This window comes from Petrocella sp. (assembly GCF_059865615.1).
Window position 1 is genome coordinate 13,225 of sequence record NZ_JCBCDA010000069.1, and the last position, 19,182, is coordinate 32,406.

Annotated in this window: 31 protein-coding genes, 3 tRNA genes and 1 other RNA gene; all 35 read right to left on the bottom strand. The window is 31.7% G+C overall.

Annotated elements, in window-relative coordinates:
- Positions 1-97: 97 nt before the first annotated feature.
- Positions 98-418, bottom strand: coding sequence for a hypothetical protein (locus tag AC6F8J_RS08095; RefSeq protein WP_500722387.1), 321 nt, complete (start codon positions 416-418; stop codon positions 98-100).
- A gap of 63 nt (positions 419-481) precedes the next feature.
- Positions 482-555: transfer RNA gene (locus AC6F8J_RS08100), tRNA-Pro, on the bottom strand.
- A 492-nt stretch (positions 556-1,047) separates the two neighbouring features.
- A complete protein-coding gene (locus AC6F8J_RS08105) occupies positions 1,048-2,097 on the bottom strand; it encodes a DNA polymerase beta superfamily protein (protein WP_500722389.1) in 1,050 nt (349 codons plus the stop codon).
- Between the two features lie 146 nt (positions 2,098-2,243).
- Entirely contained in the window at positions 2,244-2,675 is a 432-nt protein-coding gene (locus AC6F8J_RS08110; protein WP_500722391.1) for a hypothetical protein, read from the bottom strand.
- Positions 2,675-2,920, bottom strand: a complete 246-nt coding sequence (locus AC6F8J_RS08115) for a hypothetical protein (RefSeq protein ID WP_500722393.1) — start codon at positions 2,918-2,920, stop codon at positions 2,675-2,677. The genes AC6F8J_RS08110 and AC6F8J_RS08115 overlap by 1 nt, the downstream gene beginning before the upstream one ends.
- Positions 2,921-2,998: 78 nt before the next feature.
- Complete coding sequence (locus AC6F8J_RS08120; RefSeq protein WP_500722395.1) at positions 2,999-3,559, bottom strand: hypothetical protein; 561 nt, start codon at positions 3,557-3,559, stop codon at positions 2,999-3,001.
- Between the two features lie 1,231 nt (positions 3,560-4,790).
- Positions 4,791-5,312, bottom strand: a complete 522-nt coding sequence (locus AC6F8J_RS08125; protein WP_500722397.1) for a hypothetical protein — start codon at positions 5,310-5,312, stop codon at positions 4,791-4,793.
- 57 nt (positions 5,313-5,369) lie between these two features.
- Positions 5,370-6,488 (bottom strand): SPASM domain-containing protein, encoded by a 1,119-nt coding sequence (locus AC6F8J_RS08130; protein ID WP_500722399.1) that lies wholly within the window; start codon positions 6,486-6,488, stop codon positions 5,370-5,372.
- Between the two features lie 108 nt (positions 6,489-6,596).
- Positions 6,597-6,674, bottom strand: a tRNA-Leu gene (locus AC6F8J_RS08135).
- Between the two features lie 213 nt (positions 6,675-6,887).
- On the bottom strand, positions 6,888-7,205 hold the full coding sequence (locus AC6F8J_RS08140) for a hypothetical protein (protein WP_500722401.1): 318 nt from the start codon (positions 7,203-7,205) through the stop codon (positions 6,888-6,890).
- Positions 7,206-7,229: 24 nt separating this feature from the next.
- Positions 7,230-7,642, bottom strand: a transfer-messenger RNA (tmRNA) gene (gene ssrA / locus AC6F8J_RS08145).
- A gap of 392 nt (positions 7,643-8,034) precedes the next feature.
- Positions 8,035-8,247 (bottom strand): hypothetical protein, encoded by a 213-nt coding sequence (locus AC6F8J_RS08150; protein WP_500722403.1) that lies wholly within the window; start codon positions 8,245-8,247, stop codon positions 8,035-8,037.
- Positions 8,248-8,272: 25 nt separating this feature from the next.
- A tRNA-Ile gene (locus AC6F8J_RS08155) sits at positions 8,273-8,349 on the bottom strand.
- Between the two features lie 11 nt (positions 8,350-8,360).
- On the bottom strand, positions 8,361-8,915 hold the full coding sequence (locus AC6F8J_RS08160; RefSeq protein ID WP_500722405.1) for a metallophosphoesterase: 555 nt from the start codon (positions 8,913-8,915) through the stop codon (positions 8,361-8,363).
- Positions 8,915-9,211: a hypothetical protein gene (locus AC6F8J_RS08165; protein WP_500722407.1), complete on the bottom strand. Its 297-nt coding sequence runs from the start codon at positions 9,209-9,211 to the stop codon at positions 8,915-8,917. The genes AC6F8J_RS08160 and AC6F8J_RS08165 overlap by 1 nt, the downstream gene beginning before the upstream one ends.
- A gap of 106 nt (positions 9,212-9,317) precedes the next feature.
- Positions 9,318-10,013: a metallophosphoesterase gene (locus tag AC6F8J_RS08170; protein WP_500722409.1), complete on the bottom strand. Its 696-nt coding sequence runs from the start codon at positions 10,011-10,013 to the stop codon at positions 9,318-9,320.
- A complete protein-coding gene (locus AC6F8J_RS08175) occupies positions 10,010-10,486 on the bottom strand; it encodes a hypothetical protein (RefSeq protein WP_500722411.1) in 477 nt (158 codons plus the stop codon). The genes AC6F8J_RS08170 and AC6F8J_RS08175 overlap by 4 nt, the downstream gene beginning before the upstream one ends.
- Positions 10,483-10,677, bottom strand: coding sequence for a hypothetical protein (locus tag AC6F8J_RS08180; protein WP_500722413.1), 195 nt, complete (start codon positions 10,675-10,677; stop codon positions 10,483-10,485). The genes AC6F8J_RS08175 and AC6F8J_RS08180 overlap by 4 nt, the downstream gene beginning before the upstream one ends.
- Entirely contained in the window at positions 10,674-11,030 is a 357-nt protein-coding gene (locus AC6F8J_RS08185; RefSeq protein ID WP_500722415.1) for a hypothetical protein, read from the bottom strand. Before AC6F8J_RS08185 ends, AC6F8J_RS08180 begins: the two co-directional genes overlap by 4 nt.
- Before the next feature lie 290 nt (positions 11,031-11,320).
- Positions 11,321-11,530, bottom strand: coding sequence for a hypothetical protein (locus AC6F8J_RS08190; RefSeq protein WP_500722417.1), 210 nt, complete (start codon positions 11,528-11,530; stop codon positions 11,321-11,323).
- Between the two features lie 278 nt (positions 11,531-11,808).
- The gene (locus tag AC6F8J_RS08195; RefSeq protein WP_500722419.1) at positions 11,809-12,267 is read right to left on the bottom strand and encodes a macro domain-containing protein; all 459 of its coding nucleotides are present in this window, start codon (positions 12,265-12,267) and stop codon (positions 11,809-11,811) included.
- A 15-nt stretch (positions 12,268-12,282) separates the two neighbouring features.
- On the bottom strand, positions 12,283-12,498 hold the full coding sequence (locus tag AC6F8J_RS08200; RefSeq protein ID WP_500722421.1) for a hypothetical protein: 216 nt from the start codon (positions 12,496-12,498) through the stop codon (positions 12,283-12,285).
- A gap of 108 nt (positions 12,499-12,606) precedes the next feature.
- Complete coding sequence (locus AC6F8J_RS08205) at positions 12,607-12,837, bottom strand: hypothetical protein (protein WP_500722423.1); 231 nt, start codon at positions 12,835-12,837, stop codon at positions 12,607-12,609.
- Between the two features lie 9 nt (positions 12,838-12,846).
- On the bottom strand, positions 12,847-13,176 hold the full coding sequence (locus AC6F8J_RS08210) for a hypothetical protein (protein WP_500722425.1): 330 nt from the start codon (positions 13,174-13,176) through the stop codon (positions 12,847-12,849).
- A 4-nt stretch (positions 13,177-13,180) separates the two neighbouring features.
- The gene (locus AC6F8J_RS08215) at positions 13,181-14,716 is read right to left on the bottom strand and encodes a hypothetical protein (RefSeq protein WP_500722426.1); all 1,536 of its coding nucleotides are present in this window, start codon (positions 14,714-14,716) and stop codon (positions 13,181-13,183) included.
- A gap of 319 nt (positions 14,717-15,035) precedes the next feature.
- Positions 15,036-15,281, bottom strand: coding sequence for a hypothetical protein (locus AC6F8J_RS08220; RefSeq protein ID WP_500722428.1), 246 nt, complete (start codon positions 15,279-15,281; stop codon positions 15,036-15,038).
- Between the two features lie 29 nt (positions 15,282-15,310).
- Positions 15,311-15,490 carry a hypothetical protein gene (locus AC6F8J_RS08225; protein WP_500722429.1) on the bottom strand — a complete coding sequence of 60 codons (180 nt, stop codon included), beginning with the start codon at positions 15,488-15,490 and terminating at the stop codon, positions 15,311-15,313.
- 138 nt (positions 15,491-15,628) lie between these two features.
- On the bottom strand, positions 15,629-16,021 hold the full coding sequence (locus AC6F8J_RS08230; protein ID WP_500722431.1) for a hypothetical protein: 393 nt from the start codon (positions 16,019-16,021) through the stop codon (positions 15,629-15,631).
- A gap of 60 nt (positions 16,022-16,081) precedes the next feature.
- Positions 16,082-16,438 (bottom strand): hypothetical protein, encoded by a 357-nt coding sequence (locus AC6F8J_RS08235; RefSeq protein ID WP_500722433.1) that lies wholly within the window; start codon positions 16,436-16,438, stop codon positions 16,082-16,084.
- 23 nt (positions 16,439-16,461) lie between these two features.
- Positions 16,462-16,668 carry a hypothetical protein gene (locus AC6F8J_RS08240; protein WP_500722434.1) on the bottom strand — a complete coding sequence of 69 codons (207 nt, stop codon included), beginning with the start codon at positions 16,666-16,668 and terminating at the stop codon, positions 16,462-16,464.
- A gap of 2 nt (positions 16,669-16,670) precedes the next feature.
- A complete protein-coding gene (locus tag AC6F8J_RS08245) occupies positions 16,671-17,006 on the bottom strand; it encodes a hypothetical protein (protein ID WP_500722436.1) in 336 nt (111 codons plus the stop codon).
- A gap of 82 nt (positions 17,007-17,088) precedes the next feature.
- Complete coding sequence (locus AC6F8J_RS08250) at positions 17,089-17,520, bottom strand: hypothetical protein (RefSeq protein ID WP_500722438.1); 432 nt, start codon at positions 17,518-17,520, stop codon at positions 17,089-17,091.
- A 186-nt stretch (positions 17,521-17,706) separates the two neighbouring features.
- The gene (locus AC6F8J_RS08255) at positions 17,707-18,018 is read right to left on the bottom strand and encodes a hypothetical protein (RefSeq protein WP_500722440.1); all 312 of its coding nucleotides are present in this window, start codon (positions 18,016-18,018) and stop codon (positions 17,707-17,709) included.
- A gap of 21 nt (positions 18,019-18,039) precedes the next feature.
- Positions 18,040-18,360, bottom strand: a complete 321-nt coding sequence (locus AC6F8J_RS08260; protein ID WP_500722442.1) for a hypothetical protein — start codon at positions 18,358-18,360, stop codon at positions 18,040-18,042.
- 151 nt (positions 18,361-18,511) lie between these two features.
- Entirely contained in the window at positions 18,512-18,949 is a 438-nt protein-coding gene (locus AC6F8J_RS08265) for a hypothetical protein (protein WP_500722444.1), read from the bottom strand.
- Positions 18,950-19,182: the final 233 nt, after the last annotated feature.

Consider the following 19,182-nt stretch of genomic DNA (forward strand, 5'->3'; position numbering starts at 1 on the left):
TACCATATCATAAAGGGAGTGAAGCACATGGACTCCATAGTTTTAAATATCTTCTTGCTTAGGATCTTATTTCATACCCACCAATCGGAACTTAATCCTAAACTTCAGAAGATAAAGATTTTATATATTTAGTAATTTGATCTTCAATTAAATATTTAAATTTACTATGTATATATTGATGATGAGTAGGACATAATAGTATGAGATTTTTATAATCATTATTTTTATGATTTTTATCATAATGATGCACAGATATTATGTTTTCTTCTCCACGAATTTTAAAATATCTATTTACAGATGACTTACTATTCTTTTCTTTTATGATTTGACACCCATTATGAGTTTTAGAACAGCATTTTTTCCCATTCTTTAGTTCATAATGAGCATCTAATCCACAACCATAACTACATTTTTCCACGTTATTAACTCCAAAAGCAATTTGCTTATGTATTAATAACTGGTCTGTGTAATTATCTCAAAGTCTACGCGGCAGGACTCGAACCTGCGTCTCCTGGCCCCAAACCAGGTGCTAAAACCAGACTCAGCTACGCATAGTAATTTGTACGAAAGGCAACCAACCCTAGTTAAGTTCAATTCATCTTGCGATATATGTTGGTTTATCAGCTTGTGAGCCTTTTCGAATGCTATCTTAACATAGCAAATTTATTACTTGGTCTGACGAGACAGACTGCAGACTCTCGAAAATTAGAGCAAACGTAGGCAAAACCTAGTGTCCGATTCTCTTGTCTGGCAAGTAATTCGTAATAATATTCAATTATCAATGAGCTGAAAGCAATTCATCAAAAATAGCCAATAAAAAAGCCATGAAGTTCATTCATGGCTTTAATTCAACAGAAAATAAATTTCAATTAAACTAAAGCCTATGCACCTCTGATGGATCTGTTGTATTATTAGCATTAACCGCACATACTGATCCCATAAACCAAATTTGGCCTTTATATGACTTAAATTGTCTATAGGAAATACTATGCATGATACACTCCAGTTTTGTTGTCATGTATGTTAATAAAGGAGATCGTATTTGGATTACGAAATACTATTATTTTTACAACAATTCAACTTGATTTCATTATAAATATATGACATAAAAAAGTCAACATCTATTTTTTCTGGTAATGTGCTTTTTTGTGAAAGCAATTCAACTTCTTCCATTAAACCTTCGAGGATAGGTCCAACTTCTGGATATCCTAACTTCCCTTCTTTAATATCTCGAAGATATTCAGCTTCAGGTAATGGATAGATTATTGTGTTATTTTTATATATGCTTATTAATTGATAAGCAGCTCTCATTGCATGAGAGATAGCCTTCCAATCAACTCCTTCACTTGCTTGTGCTTTTCTCGCACGTTCACCATATTCATTATATTTTATTAAAATAGATTTCTTCATATAAGACAAAGAAACTGTTTCTTGAAAATTCTGTCCACAAACTTGATACATACGATATCGATTTTTGTCATCAGTTTGAGGATCAAGTTTATGAATATGCTCTCCTTCTGGAAGATAATTCCAATAAAAAGATATTTTATCTTTTCTAGGATTTTGTTTAATCATTTTTTCTGATTCATATTCAGTAAATATTTTATCACAAAAATCAAGAACCTTTTTTATGTCATCAAGACGAGATCCTTTGATTCCATATTTAGCAGCTTGTTTTCTAGCATAACCAATAAATGAATCAAGAGATTTTGTATAAAAACTTTCTTTAAATCCGGAAATTCTTTTCCAAGTATCACTTGTAACAATTAACTTATCTTCAGGAGCATGAAGCATATCAATACACATTGTTTCGCCTTGACAAGCTAGCTCCATAAAATATTGCAAAGAAAGAAACTCAATATCAACATCCTCTTTTGAGTTTTTATCTCCTTCAATATTCGATTTTTTAGTTTTAAAATGAATTGAATGTCTGACTTGTCCCAAAAACATTTCTCTATCTGTAGGAATATAAATACCTTTATAGTCTTTATCAGAGTTTTCAGTATTTGTCCCATAAAGATTCGAACCAAATACACAAAACATAACAATATTTAAATGTTTAAAACGATAATAAAATGGAATCTCTTTTAAATCCATAATCTCTCCATACCTCCTCTAGATGTTTTTGTGATTCTGAATATGGATTACAATATTCACATCCACCTTCGATATGACATTGGCATGGTTCGCCTAAAATAAAACTACAACCAGATAAAAAACATAATAATAAAATAAAAAAAAGATTAAGTATTAGCTTTTTTCTTTGAATATATACCATTTGGTCGAATTTCTTTACATGAAATAATTCCAGAAACATTAGTGAATTCAATATCTTGTAAATTATTATTCACCCAATAATTAATAATTTTATTTTGTGATAAACTTTTAATAGGAAGTCTTACTTTATCTTCAACTATCGCATGACAAGAAAGTAAAACTCTTGGAAATTGCTTTAATGGTTCTGAATTGAATAAGATTAATGCTTCTTCTAGATTAGAAAATGCATACAAAGGAGATGATTTAATCTTTGGAACAGTTGTGTGGAATAGTTCATATTTAAGAATTAAATTTTTTAATTTTATATTACGAAGTCTATCTATATTTAAAAAAAGTGCATTTAAAGATAAAAATTCATATCCAGAAGTATCAGCACAAATCTTATATGCAATAGACATTATTTATCTTCTTTCTTAATTTTATCTATAGTTTTTTTCAAATCATCTTTAGTCATAAGAGCTCTACTTTTTTCGATAATAATTTGAATTCTTCCACAGAAAATATCTCGTCCAAAAACAAGATAAAAAACAACTAAAGTATATATGAGTTGTCCATATGATGGTAGTTGTAACATAGGGATTATAATTGTAATAATTATAAGAACAGAAATATAATAAAGCAATTCAGTTAAAATATTTAACATATAATCCTCCAAAATATATCGGGTAAAAAGAGAGGACAAAGAAACTTGTCCTCTCTTTTAACTCTTGGCATAAAATCTTTAAGCAGCTAAATTTTCCTTAGGTTTAATTAAGGAAGCTTCTTCTGCAATAGATTTATTCATAAGGTCAACAAATTCACGTAAAGAATGTTGAATTTTACTGAGCCTTTTATGACCAAAGGTAAAGAAAACCAAGTTTTCAAGATCGAACATAATATCACATTTAGGATATATTTCACGAGTATTTTTTTCATTTTTAATCATTTTATCAAGATTAATAGGAACAAAAGTTTTTCTTTTTCCTTCAATCAATTCAATAATCATTGATTGATAAAGTTTAATATCTAAATTTCTATTATGTAAAACAACTAATTCAAATCCATGAACATTTACAATAGATTCTTCTTTTGTTATAGTATAATGTTTAAATTTTGAACAAATTTTTTCAATACTTTCCATCAAAATTGCTTCTTTAAATTCTGAATTTTTCATATTATCAATGAATAAAAGTTCATTGAAAGATGGAATTTTAGAAGAAATAATTTCACGATTAAAGCACATCCGTTGAATCAAATTTAAGGGTTTAGGTTTAATAAGAGGAGACTTTTCAGATTTTTTCATCATAAAAGTAATTCTGTTACATTTAACACATTTTATAAATGGCTTATTAGTACTTTGGCGATTACCACATTCAGAACAACTCATGATTACGTCCATCAGATTTAATACTCCTCATTTTTTAATTATGCTACTATTTAGTAGCTCAAAGATCTCAATAATATAACGATTTGGGGTAACAAGCCAAAAGAGAAATTATCGGAGAATGTCTGTATATTATTGAGATCTTTCAACTACTAACAAGTCTCCCGTTCCTTAATAAGAAAAATTTCTTAAAAGGAACGGGAGAGTTAGGGTTATAGAATTTTTTTATATTTGATTAACTTGAATAAATTCTTTATAAAATTCAAATTAATCACTTGATTTCTCTACAATCAAGAAGACCTAATTATCGCAGACATTTATATTATTAATGCTTTTATATTCTTAAAGAATATAACGCATTCAGAATTAATCTACTACACATTAGGCTATTTTAGATTTTAGGTAGATTGAATTACACAATCTTTTAGCTATTATAATTTACATCATATAAGGAATTAACCTTATTTGCAGTAGCCTACGAATTTCACGCAGTTCGACTTTAACGAGCTAAATCTAAAAAGGAGAGGATATAGGAGGCAGTTGATTTAGTGACTGGCATTAAGTCCAGACTAGGACACCTATATTAATTCCTTAACTAATTTATTATGGAGTTCGATTTCATAATAAAACGTATTTGTTATGGCAAGACCTTACGAGTTATATCCTGCTCAATACTTTAATTAAGGCGATGTTGGTTTGGTCAAAAGATAGTTCAATTCATGACAACTGGTGTGCCTTATTGAATCTATTTAATTCTACTTATTGAAGAATCTTAACACCAACAGTTCAGATTCCGAACCTACTAGAAAACCAGTATCTATATCTAATAGGATTTTAGACACAGCATAATTAGCCCAAAGGATAATATACTGAAATATTTTATTAGCTCCTAGCAGCAGCCAGAAGTGGAGAGTAGCCGAAGAGAAGCAACACCTTAACTGGATTTTATGAGACTTGAGACTTGAAACTTGAGTCATTAAATCCCTATTCTTATTGTCGAGGGATCGACTTAGACTTGAGTCTTAAAACTTGAATCTTCATAATATGCCTTTTGAGGGCTCCAAGTATATTCAGAATGTCTTATCATAACCTTGATAGGGAGGCTCTTCTGTTTCTCTTTTTACACTGTCGGAGCTAATATTAAATTATATTATGCTTCAACTAAATCAGTTGTAGCATTAATCACTTCAAGCTGCTGATCGAATTCCGAAAGATAAGTATGAAGCTCTTTCAAATTATTATTCTTAAAGACCTCATCATACATCCGCTCAACGATAACAGGATTTTCTTTATTGACAGTAACTCTGCTAATTTTCATATCAGCAATAGTAGAATTCAAAGCACGATATGTTTGAATCATAAGTGCTCCATATTTGCGCTTCATATGAAGATGACCAGCAAGCGTGTCAGTAAAAATAGAGGTCCCAATAGAAATAGAAACTTTAATACTGTTATTTGTTAAATCAATAAGCCGTTTCAAGCGAATTGCCTCTTTACAAAGGTCAGTATTCGATTGAATCAACGCTATAATAGCCTTCTTCTGAGCGTCATCAGTTGAAAAGATGGTTTTCTCATTAGAAAGCTTACTCGAATATTCAGTAATTTGACCAGACTGACGCTGAATTTCTTTTTCAATAGTACGGACCCGCTTAATTCCTTCAATGATTTTCATACATTTATCCTTAAGTTATAAGTTAATTTCAATTAATAAATCCCAAAAATAGCCAAATTATTTTAATTGATCCTTTTCAGGACGATTACACAAAGTAATCTCAGGAACAATAGGACAACCGCCGCCGCACATTACGCGATCTCTGCATGTTTGACATGACTCCATAAGAAACTTTCTAAAGTTATTGAAATCCTGAGAATCCCAAGCCTCTTGAATAGTCCCCAATTCATATGCCCATTTTTCATTTTGATCAAATGAACATGGAAGAGCTTTCATGTCTGCAGAAATATACATACTATAGCGTGCACCTTCACAGTAATCAACACTATCAAGATTTACATTTTTACAATTATTCAATATTCCAGGAATCGAGCATGAATCAAAACCAACTTTAAATGGAAATGATTTCATATTATCTACTAACTCATAAAATCTTTTTGCTCTTGGATCTTCAGCAAGTAAAATATTAGCTTTTGATCCTTGGCCTACAGGTTTATGAGAAAGAAATAGAACAGCATTAATCCCATTAGGGAAAAGAACATAGTTTTTATTAGAATTATCTATTTTTTCAGGATAAAGTAAAGAATCTAATTGCCAAATTGCTTCATCAACACTAAATTCTCCTAATACATAATGAATATTAGTTTTAATTCCAGCATCAATAAGCATTTTTAATGCTTTAATTGTATGAGATTGACGATACCATGATATAGCAACAGCGCCACAATATTCTTTAATTATTTTACATTTTTCTTCAGTCAAACGAAGACCTGATGTTGTAAAATTCGGAACAATATTGTTTATAGCACAATATGCAAGAATCTCTTCAAAGTTTTCGTGACAATCAACATCACCACGTCCACCTAAAGCGACTTGAAAAATTTTATCTTTAGACTCATCAATAATTCTTTTAAAATTATTTAGACTCATGTTTGGTAAAGCTTTTGTTAGTCCTTGCTGATAACATTGAACTCCACTTGCAACACAAAGACCAAGCTTACCATGCTCACAATTTCCCATAATGCCTATGTCAATTAAAGATGGATAAGACCTGAGAAAAGAATCAATACCTGTATCTTTATTGTTTTCAATAATTCCAGTTCGAATATAAGCACCAGTTTCTGTATTAAAAAGTTCAATAAAATTATATTTTGGATCTAAGAATTTTCTTATCACTATTGACCTCTTTGTTTATTTATTATTTTTCGAATGCCAGAAATGCTCATATTGTATTTTTCATAAATTCTTAACAATTACACTAAACTAGTATGTGTGGAGTAACCGTGGTACGAATAACGGGATTCGAACCCGTACTGTACAGATTTTAAGTCTGTTGCCTCCTGCCAGTTGGGCTATACTCGTATATCCACAATATGAATCTCTCTATGACAATTTATAATCTCTATTAATAACATGACTTCATCTATTAAGAAAATCATATATCAACTAAACACTATTGTCTAGCCAGTAGCCATGCTGTTAATATAAATAATAATTTATACATAAATTTGAAATTCGGATTCAATGATTACCGTATGAACAGACCTTTTATCAGATATAGTTTTATTAAAATAATTACTTTCTACTTTTTTCTATCCAACTGGTTAATGTCTGTGGCCAAATACCAATAACTTTAGAGATCTCTTTAATAGATCCACCAGCGTTTATGTATTTTTTGAATGTAGTTAAAAATAAATCTTTATGTTCCTTTTCCCACATATTAAGAGAGTTAAGATCATTATCAACTTGACGTTTAAGCGCAGTAGCAATAACATAAGGTGGAATATAATAAAGATAACCACCGGCAACTAAATGAGCGCTCTTCACGCCCTTTCTTAATATCTTTTTCTTTATTTCTTTTGAAAATCCTAAAATATAAACATTATTATGCATTTTATGAATCCTTCAAAATAAATTTGGTGGAGGCGCCGGCATCCGAGAGCCGGGTCCAAACAATATCAGGTATAAAATTCTACACTCATAGTCCGTTTTTCACTAGTCGCTCAGGTCATCAAAGGACAAAATTTCCTTGTGCTATTCAGTTAGTTTCTGTTCAACTGACAATAACAGATTTCTTAATTTACTTCTGTTGACAAGCGAATAGGTACCAAGAGAATCTACTATTTACTCCGCATAAATCCGTAGACTTATGACGATTTGTTCATTATGCCGCTAAGAGCATCTCCCCTTCAGGAGCGAAAGCAGCAGTAAAGAACCCTTTGATTTTATCAATTGTGTTTGCATTTATCTTTTTTAGGCTTGATATAGGAGCCAGCCCACTCCTGAGTGCTATCCATACGTTACTTTGCCTGTCGATTCCTGTCGCCCCCATAAGTCTGCTCTCTTGAATATAGAATTTTAATTTTTAAAATACTTAAATTTTATCTATACTCAAGACAGCAAACATATGAGTTATATGTTTACTGCTAGGGACACCAAAGCTAATTGATGTCCTCCACCACCTTATTTTTCTAAATAAGGAAACAATTTATATTTTGTAAGCAGGGATCCATCCTGCAGATTTAACCTTTAATTAAGTAAGTCAGATGGTCCTAACTATCTACACTTAGCAGTAGATGCTCCCCAAGGGACATCGAGACATAAGCCGTCATGTATATCCTAGAGTTCTTAAGATATCATCTATCTGCTTGTCTGGCCAAGACAATAATCCGATGCTTATACTTGCTATCGATTAAACAGACGGTATTTATTAATTATAATATTAAAACAACCATTCGAAAAAGCTTTTTGATGGAATATCTTCTTCATTATTTTCAGCTCTTTTTATCGCATCATTAATTTGTGATTTAGTAAATAATGCATCACAAGTACTTCCATCGATCATCTTGATGCGTACAGGAAAATATTTAGTTGTTTCACCAAATTTATGATCTTTGTTAGATACTGCTTCTGAAATAAATAATTTTGATTTCATATTAACCTCTTTAAAATATAGGGATTGGTGCGCCAGAAAGGATTCAAACCTTTGATAACACAGTTATGAGCTGTGGGCATTAAATCGCTATGCTACAGGCGCATATACTTTTTTTAAATTTGAGTAAAATACTTTTTAACATCCTTTGGAAGGCTCATATGACCACTAATTGTGATCTTTAAGTCTTCATGAAGTTCTTCTTCAGACACAGGAGCAAATCCTCTTACATCGACTCCGACATTGATAGCATTATTCATACGTAAAAATTGTTGATGAAGATGACCAACTAACCAAGGATGTTGTCTATCAATAATGCACACTGCTGGATCATGAGCTAAGCCAACTGGTCCAAAAGGTGGAATTGAAATATACATATATCTCGAAACTGAAGAAAATCCACATTCGATATAATCACCCCATGAATTTTCATCATGGTTTCCAATAATCAAATGCTTTCTTCCCTTTAATTTCTTTAAAATTGCTTTCATTTCTTGAGGACTTGTAAATGCAAAATCACCAATAATAAAAGCATCATCAGTCTCGTTTACTTTATTGTTCCAGTTATTTATAATTATTTTATTCATTTCAAGAATATCATTAAATGGTCGATTACAATATTTAATAACATTCTTGTGAAAGAAATGTGTATCAGCAGTAAAGTAACGCATTACTTACGATTAGCTCTTTTAGATGCTTTTGCAATTTTACGTTTTTTCTTATTCTTATGGAACTTCTGATCAATAGTAAACTCTTTATGGCATTGAAGACGTTTTGCTTTAACATTACGCTTCATAAGAGTCAGAACCTTCTCTTGGTCAGCAGAAGAAAGTTCATTAAATTGAGTACGAAGATCTTTAGTATCTTGATCAGCATCTTCATTCTTATTTAAAATTCTTTCACCAGCTTGAGCCATAGATTGAAGATATTCTCGTGTATCTTGCATTGCAGGAACCGATGGATCCATGATATTTCTCCATTATTTACTTTAAATTAAAACCCAAAATTAGCCCATAAGCTAACATTATAAAAATTCCATTAGGTTACCCGTTATTATCTTCTTTAAAAAAAAATTAACGTAGTTCATCACCTAAGTTAATAATCTTTTTAAATAAAGAAACATACCTTGGAGCAATCTGATCATCAATATGAAGATGACCATGATACCAAGTTTTAAAGGATAATGACATTGACATATCCCTGAGGTGACAAGATAAAAAGTCAGTACCTAACTTGGATAAATTAAATTTTAATAGATATTGTGCCATCATATGATCAGGAGGAACATGAGTAATAACATAATCAACTTCTTTATGTTTTTCAATGTTTTCCCATGCCAAAATGATTTCTTCATCACTAGGCATTTCTCTTTCCCACCATGACACTCCAGGTTTACGAAGATATTTATCAATAGAAAGACCTCCACCAAAAGTGAATATCTTTTTATCTTCTATTGTATAAACACGACCTCTTCGCAAATGAAAGATCTTATTAGTAAGTTGGCCAACATCTGCTCCAAATTTTTGAACAGTAGGAAGAGCATCAAGAATATCAAAATTCTCGTGATTACCGTCAACAAAAAGAGTTGTCCATTTTTTTTCAGACAACCATTTTACCCAATATTCATCTTCTTTGCTCATATCCCATGGAAAACCAAAGTCTCCAGCTATAATTAAAAATCCTTCGAAAGTACGACCATCTACCCAATTTTTACCTGATAGTCTTTTCGCATCAATTGAATTGTGAATATCACCAGTAATTTTTATCATAATCTTCTTCTTTTCAAAATTTTATTACATAATGATTGAAATATCCAATCATTCGGCGCAATATGTCTATTATCTCGTGCCCATTTAGCATCATTTTCAATAGAACACATATGATAGATAAATTGAGATATCGCTCCACTACGACTTATTCCAGCCATACAATTAACTAATAAATTATACTTATTCTCTGTAATATTTTCATACTTAAGTATAAAATCAATAATTGATATTAACTGTTCGTTTGTTGGAAGCTGAATACAATCAATTCTATCACCATTGACCATTATTGTTGAAGGCCAAATGTCATCAAACTGCAATGATAAAATGTTGTTATATTTTCCACTTATTCCTAAATCAAACAGTGGTTTATCTTTTGAGCCACAAACTGAAATGAATAAATATTCAGGATTAGTAACTAATCCTAAGTTAACAATCATTTTTTCTCTTGATATTGCTTGAGACGAAATAATCATTGACTTGTCTGCTGAATGCAAACAAAATTAACCTCTTTAGTGGTTCCATTAACAAGAGGCTTAAGAGATTTACCTGCAGTTTGACACTCCTGAGCACTTTTAAATCCAACGATATGGTCACAAGTATTACTATTTCCAGATCCCATTGATCCTACATGGAAGAAAATAACTAATATCCAAGTTGTTATCATTGACTTGCCTCTTTCTTCCTAATAAGTTCTAAATGTTCTTTAATTATGAATTCTTCAAGTCCAGGATAAAATTCCTTAAATCTCCACTTAGAGAAACTAAAAAGCATTCTCTCATATGAAGGATAAGAGTCATAATTTTCCCAATATTTTCTCCAAAGATCAATCATTTCTTCTGAACGAAATGAATGGCATGAAAAATCAAAGTAAAGGCCAATATACTCAGATGCCTTCATTCCAGTTATTTTACTTGCCTTACTTCTGGCATTTGATATAATGGTATTTCGCATTAATAAAAAAGAAAATAAAATTAAAAAAATAAATAAAGATAAAAAGAAAAATAGTTCAATAGTCATATTATTTAATTACTCCAGGTTCATTTCCAACTTTAGGCCCAACTGGCTGATACATGTCAAACCCGAGAAAATAAATGGGGGGGGGCAATAATTGTTTCACAGAGAATAACACTCCAAACAATATTGCCAACAATAAGTTCATATTCAACATTAGGATTTTTCTTTTCATCCTTGTTGAACATTCCATATGTATCGTATGTCTTTCCGTTAATTACCTTTGTGTCTCCGCATCCTATTAAAGAAAAAATCATACATAAAATAACAATAAATGCAAATGTCTTTTTTATTTTTTAATTATTAGCTCCCTTTAGTTTTACCATAAAGATTCTGTTTCCGTTAGTTTCTTTCCAATAACAACCAATTGTAAAATTATGCAGTTCCGCTTCTTTTTTTGCTTTAGCTAAGATATCTTTTTCATTATCTGAAAAGCTCTCAGCTGTCTTAATTACTACAAGACTGTTACCTTTTTCTTTTAATGTTGCAAATAAAATAGATGTCATAATACTCCTTCAAGGACTTGATAAACTAAAAACAGTATTCATTTGCTTTTTTTGATTTTGATACGAGGAGGGATGTTACAGATGTTACGGATAAATCGAGGAAAACCATAGGAAGGGTTTTCTCCTGTTTTATCAAATAATTAATTCAATGTTTAACATTGGCCAAAAATAGCCAAAATTTCTTCTATAAAAGAGATTAAAGTAAGTTACAATTAATTCATAAATTTAATTTTCACATTAATCCTCTACCAATAGAATCACTAAGATTCAAGGAGCGATTAGTTTAACGTCACAATAGTAACATTCTCGTCTCCAAGTTCATCTTCTATTATTTGTAAGACTATTGAAGGTTCTCCTCCTGCAAGTCCACAACCAATCATTGGAAGGCCGATTCTATTACCATGATAAACATGCTTTATTATTCTCATACATGAACGAATTGCATCATAGTCTACTGGACATACTCCTCCAACATAACCATAATGAAATTGTGTATAACAATTGATAACAGTAAGACCAGGAATAACATTATCTGCTACTGTTATTGTACCAAGCTTCTCTTTATGTCCATGTTTAGACATAAGATCAGCTTGATAAACTTTTGGAAATCTTAACTTTAATTGAAGAGCAATACCAGCTCCCATAACTTTGAAGCAATTTGTTCCATGAGCTATTACATCAAACTCACCTTGTTCTGCAAGAAGGATAAGATTACCTTTTTTATATTTAAGACTCATATATTGTTCCTTTCATTAATCCCCACTACAACAAGCAGACATATGAGTAATTCCACCAGAATGACAAGAACAATGACACTCAGATCGCTTTGGTAATCCAGATGGGAAAGGCTTTTTAATATTCTCCCAACTTTTTAAGCAAAAATGAGTGCCACAAATAGCTTGATATTCTTCACCATATACATTCTTACATTCATTTATATGTTCACAATTTCCACAATTTGATTCCATTATCTTCTCCTTCTTATTATGTACCATATAATAGCTGTAGTCATAATAAGCAAATCAATCCAAAATGAAGAAAAAAGATATTTAATTATTTCAAATATTCCCATATTTTTACTCCTTAGGAAAAGTAAAAGTCTTAGGACAAGATAATAAATCATTATCCTCTTCAAGATAGTTTATCTGATAATTTCCCTTACATTCATTGCACTTTTTACAACATATTCCAGGCATTCCAGTAGGAATATTAATCATAATAGTATTTTTACCACAATTAGGACACCAATCTTGGTTAAATGCTTTATTGATTATTTTTCTCGTAATCTTTTGCACTTCAATAGACATAATAATCTCCTATTGATATTTATTTTTACTATTACCTTTATAACGACGATCACATTTAAAACTTAACATTGTATTCTCTTTACGTTTAGTCTTAGAAAAGATTTTCTCTTCAATAATTAAATCATTATCAAAGATATTTTTTCTTCTATTATCATCACGAACAGAGGTTAAACTCTTTTTATATTGTGAAGTCAAATGAAAGAATCTACATATTGGACAAGTATAAGGTTTTAGATACACATAAAAGGTATCTTTCATATATTTTGCATGAGATATTGCTTCACTCTCACTATAAAAAACATTCTTAATAACGCATGAGATAACTCTTTTATCGTTCATACTATTACTCACTATTAAGTTGTTTAATTATTGGCTGGAAAGGTACACCAGATTCGAAATGTCTTTCAGCACTATAACGTACACCATTACCAATCCAATTATCAGGATTATTAAGCATATTAGATTTAGTAGACTCATTTAATCCGACCCCACTACATGTAAATTGTTTGCCAAATTCATTTTCTAAAACAGGATAACCAAGATAATTCTTATCTCCCTGCTGAGGAATTATATCTACAATTGTTGCTGAATACCAATTATCAGTATCATGCTTAAACTTTAATTTAATTGGACGAGTATTCTCTTCACCAAGCTTCCAAGCAACAACACCATCAATACCTGATTCAGCCTTACAATGATTCCACATCTTTTGTTTAGCTTTAGGATTAATGGTATATTTAGGAATCTTGAACCTCATATCTTTTTCATGAATATTTTGCATAAGAACAAGCTTCTGATCATATGAAAGAGATTCAACATTTTTCCCTTCATAATTCACTAAATCATGAATATAAAGGTAAGGATTATAAGGAAGTTTTCTACTTCTAAATGGTAGACTATTTAAAATCTTATTTACATGAATAAGACCGTTTTCTCCTTTACACCATATCTCTCCTCTACCTTCGGCAAGAGGGGTATTAGGATTAACTTCTTTATCACATAACTTTAATCTTTGAGTATGTTCAATCTGAGTATCAACTCCATATTTTTTACGAAGTTTAGCATCAGGTCTCCAACTAAAAACTTGTAAATGTTTATGTCCAGTATTACTTTCAGTAATCTTCCATTCAACACCAGCACCATCTTTTTTAGTACTAATCAAATAAGAAGGATCATTCAAATAATCTTGAACATTCCTCTTATCAATCATCTTATGTTTACCAAAATTAATTGGCTTATGTAACTTTCTTATCATGAGAGCATTATTGTCCTTAGTGTCAACAAACACATAAGTACCTTCAACCCCCTCAAATATAACATGCATATTACCACCATGAGACATATTAACTAAACAATTTCCCTTAGAAAGAACCTTTGTAGTACCAGCTCCATAACCTTCTTTAATAAAAGCAGGATTAGGAACTTCATGAACATAATGTTTAGGTTGAATTATCCATCCAACCTTTTCATCAGGAGCAGGAAATAGTCCTAAGAAACCTTTCTTAACATTCCCTTTAGAAGGAGTTCTAGCCATTCGATATACTTTATCACCAATAATGATACTAAAATCATTATGAAGATGATTAGAATTATGTTCCTCAATATAATAATTTCCATCAATCCATTCATTAGGATTAATATCAATATCTTTTAACTTAAGAGGAAAACGCTTCTCAATAGGACTATCACTATCATAATCCTCAATGATGACATTCTCGACATTCTCGACAACCATTTTCTCTCTATAAAACAAATAAGGAGACTTCCTCTTCTTAATACGACTAATAATAAGAGGCTTTATAAAAGAAGAACCAAACTCTTCATATACAGTAATAATAATAGCACTAACAAGGAAAAGAGACTTACGAATAATACTCATAAGAAAACTCCTTTCATAAAGCTAAACAATAATAAGAATAAACCTTATTAATACTTAGGGGAAGAAATGATAAAACTCAACTCCCGTAACAGCAGTAGAGACTGTAGATACAATCAAAAGTAATTGATTCATCCTTTTATCAAAAAGAACAGCTTTCTGAATAGACTCATTATTCCTCAAATTAGAATACCTCTGCAACAAAACAGGATTATTAATAGGATGAGATATCTCACAAAGAAGATATAAACAATATCTCAAATTAATAAGACAAAGAGTCCCAAATAATATTAATCTAAATAAATCCATAAATTACTCCTTCTTAGTGGATAGGAGAATAGTCATTGTCATAAAAGTTACTATGATTATTAAAAGAATTAACCATAGAATTATCAATATCGCGACTTGAAATAAGAATAGCAGTAAGAGTCTTAGAACAGAGAGGAGAAAGATCAAGAGAGTATAAACTAATAACTGCTTGTAATGAATTCTTTAAATCAGGATCAGAAATTGATTGAATAATTTCAAGTATAGAAACTATATCAGATTCTTTTTTAGATAATGACATAAATGAAATAATCCTTTATAAACAAAGAGTTAATTATATTGAGATTTGTATAAACCAGTTTTATAAGAAAGTAATTCCCTTGTAGAATGTCTCCTAACTATAGATACTTTATGAGTTCCCATAGAAAGAACAGCAATAACAGGAATTTGATTACAGTGACCAAATGACCAAATGGCATTGGGGACTACAATTGGATAATAAGAAGACATAATAAGTACTCCTTAATAGAGGGAAAGGCTAGATAGAAAAGATCTGAGATGGAAGAGGATGGGAGAATCCTTCATTTTGTGCCTCTTTTCAAAGAAAATAGAGGCACAAATACCCTTTCCTATCATACCACAACCGACCTAGTAACGTAAACAATATTTTGTATATTTCTTGTCGATTTCATGAATTATGATAGGAATTAAGATAACTGCGAATATAATTGACAGTTCTCTTACAGTATTAAACATAATAACAGCACCTACAACAAGTAAGGTGCCTATCAATGCGTTTCCAACATCAGCAAGAATACTATCATCCCGAAGCTTTAATTTACGGTTTAAGATAGATGAGATAGAAGATATAGCAAGAGTCTCTACTATCCATGATGTAGGGTTTAATAATGCTTTTCGTAACCATAAAGCGCCCAATCCAATACTAGCCATTATCTTTACAGCAGCCTTAGATTTGAATGGACACTTAATGAGTTCCCAGTATTTAGATAAGAATCTTCTGATGGTTCGAAATAATTTCATTATATATCTCCTTATAAAGAAGGGGAGAACCTCAAAAATAGAAGCTCTCCCCTAATTTATTTATCTTCCTTGCATTTTGAGACGAAGAATTTCTTTGCGTTCTTCACGTTCAAGGATCTCTTGTTCACGACGAGTAATTTCTTCTTTGAGTTCTTCAAGAGATTTCTCATCAGATTCGAGACCACGAGCTAGGAGGTTATTGCCAATACCGGTAACCTTATCTTTGGCAGTGCCGAAGAGACCTTTGAAGCCGAAACCAACGCGTTCAACAACAGAGAAATTAGAAGCAGCTTCACTGTTATCGAGGTTTTGGAATTGTTCAACAGTTTTGGTGATTAGCTTACGATAAGCGGGATCGCTGTTGAAACGAGCTTCGTCGATTTTGATCATGGTTTCGAGGTTAGTTTTGTTAGGCATGATAGATACTCCTTTTCTTTGGGTTAGATTTGTTGGAAGAACTTAACTGCTTCAAGAGTAGAAACATTTAGATTACAGGTGAGGCTATCATTTGGATGTTTAATGATGATTGTTATTTGCATATCTTTACTGTAATGTTTGGAACTGACATTACTCTTTATGAAGTGTTTGATCCTCATTAAGGAAATAAAGATCATAGCATTTCTCCATTTTTTTTTAATGAAGTTCATAGCTATCTCCTATTTGTTCGAAGTTTAACTTGTCTAAATTTATTTTCAATTGTGTATTTTGAATGAATACAACAACTAAAGAAGAATGACCATATTGCACAACTGATGGCAATCATCATTGCGAGAACTCCACCTCCGAAACTAGCTAGAAATGAAGATAATATACCTGATAGTAAGACATCACCTATGACTGCTCTTTTCCAACTCATATACCATATTTTAGTAGGAGTATTAAGGAAGAGTTTTCCTACTAGCTCTAAGCTAGTTATCCATATGGCATAATATATACCACATAAAATAAATCCAGCTATGATAGCTATTATTACATTATTATTCATATAATCTCCTTTCGGAGAATAGATTTAAAAAAGCCCATTTCCTATATCTAGGAGAGTAGATGGAATGGGCAGAGGTAATTAATTAAGACTCTTCTGAAGGAGTTTCTTTAGTTTGAGTAGTTGTTTCTTCTTGTTCATTACAATAGTTAGTAACGAATTTTACGAAGAGATTATGTCTACTTTCAACTACTTTAATTGTTGCGATGAGATTTTTGATGAGAGGAATGGTAAGACCGATGACATCGACGTACAGGTCATAACATTCAGCGATAAGAATAGAAGGAATTTCCATGGTAATATTACCTAAGAAATCAATCTTAACTGTTACGCATTTGTCTGCACTGATATCGATGGTTGTATTTTGAGCAATTGCTTTATTGATTTTATTGCTGAGTTCTTCTGCGATGACGTTTTTTACTTTGCCATCATTAGTGAAGCATTCAAGAAGGCATTCTACACGATTGAGAGTCTTAACGAGTCCTTTTGCTTCTGCGTAAGGGATAATAATCTTCATTGTCGTATCCTTCTGTTAGGGTTAATTTTTATAATATTAAACAGTATATAAGGGATTATATACTCTTTAGTAGAGAGGAGGTTTGTATGTCTCGGACCATCTGACTAGTACTAGATGGTTCTCCTCTCAATACCTTCTGCCTTGACTTATCAAACTAGTCCAAGGTGTCTCAGGACTTTCTGGAACTTATTTGCACTTAAGAAGGTTTAACTTTTTTATTACTAGATTCTTTTCATTTGTGATGAGAGTAATCAAATCTTTAGGGTATCCTTTGCGATGCTTGATTGCTTCTTCATACCCCAAAATTAGCCTATGTTTGTAATCGAGTAATTCTTTCTGTGCAAACTTAGCAGCAGTAGGATTTTTAATTATTAATTCATTTACTTTTGAATTAAGTTCTAATCCCCTTTTAGAGTGGTTACCAATATTTCTGATAAATTCGATCTCATTTTTCTTAGTATACTTTTCTACTTTCTGTATTTCTCCTAGTGATTGCATTGATATTTCCTCTGTATAATATTATTCTTGGATTGGCATAGTCTCAATGAGACTGTTAATCTTTTGTATTCTGATTGCTTTCTCGATATCAGGACAAGCAACCTTGAAGATGTTGTGTTCAACCCAAAGTTCAGCAGCACGACGTAATTGAACTTCTTCAGTAATAAAGAAGAGTTCATTTTGATACATTATTAGTTTGGCAATTGGATAAAGAGTTGAGAGAATTGCTAAAAGAGACTCAGGTGTAATTTTGAGTTCTGCAGCAAATCTATCGATGAATGGGGTGGCAGAGATTATAGTTACATCTTTATCACCATGTTTAATTTCACAAGTACGAATCATGATATTGCTCCTTTTTTGGAAGATATGGTCCATAAATAGAAGCTGTTCAGTATCCGTATATATTTAGGTTACTGTGTTCAGGGGTTCTTATAGTCTTAGGACAATGTAAAGAAAAAGGTAGCCCTTATTCGGACTACCCTTTTCTTTTGAGTTACATGGTTTCTGGGGGAAGTTCATCTCCTGAGACGACTGTTACTGTAGCTGCGCTGGTTTTATTCTTGGCAGCTTTAATGACGGTATTGCCGGTACGACCTTCGAGCATGGACGGTATGGGCATAGCTGAGTCTTCATGTGCGTCGAGAATCTCAACGTCATTTAACTCCCATTGATCTTGAGTTACTTCAAGACCGGTTGTGGTATCTTCCTTGGTCCAGGGATTGTTACGCTCACCGGAGTATTTAACATCGACGATCTCCCCGATAAACAACTTATCGAAGATGTCAAACAGTTTGGTGCCCTTGTTTGCGACTACGCGTTTGCGTCCACAAACAGTGTCCAACGTTACGTTCATCAGAACGCCGTTCTTGGTTTCCGTTCCGCCCTTAAAGACGATACGGCAACCGAATAGTGCTGCGTATTTTTCAGCCATCTGGTTCCTCCCTTATGAGGGTTAAAGTTTTGGATCATCATTTGATCCATAAATAGCAATCAATAACGTAAATAAATAGATATGTACTTAGTCCGAAAATAGATAAAATAAGTTAATGTGGTATGGTTTAGGATTGTGGTCAATTGTTTGGTAGCCTTAATTTGACAGCAATTATCTCTGTCACTTGGCCGTACAATTGTCCATCTTCCATTCAAAGAAATACTAAGGCACTA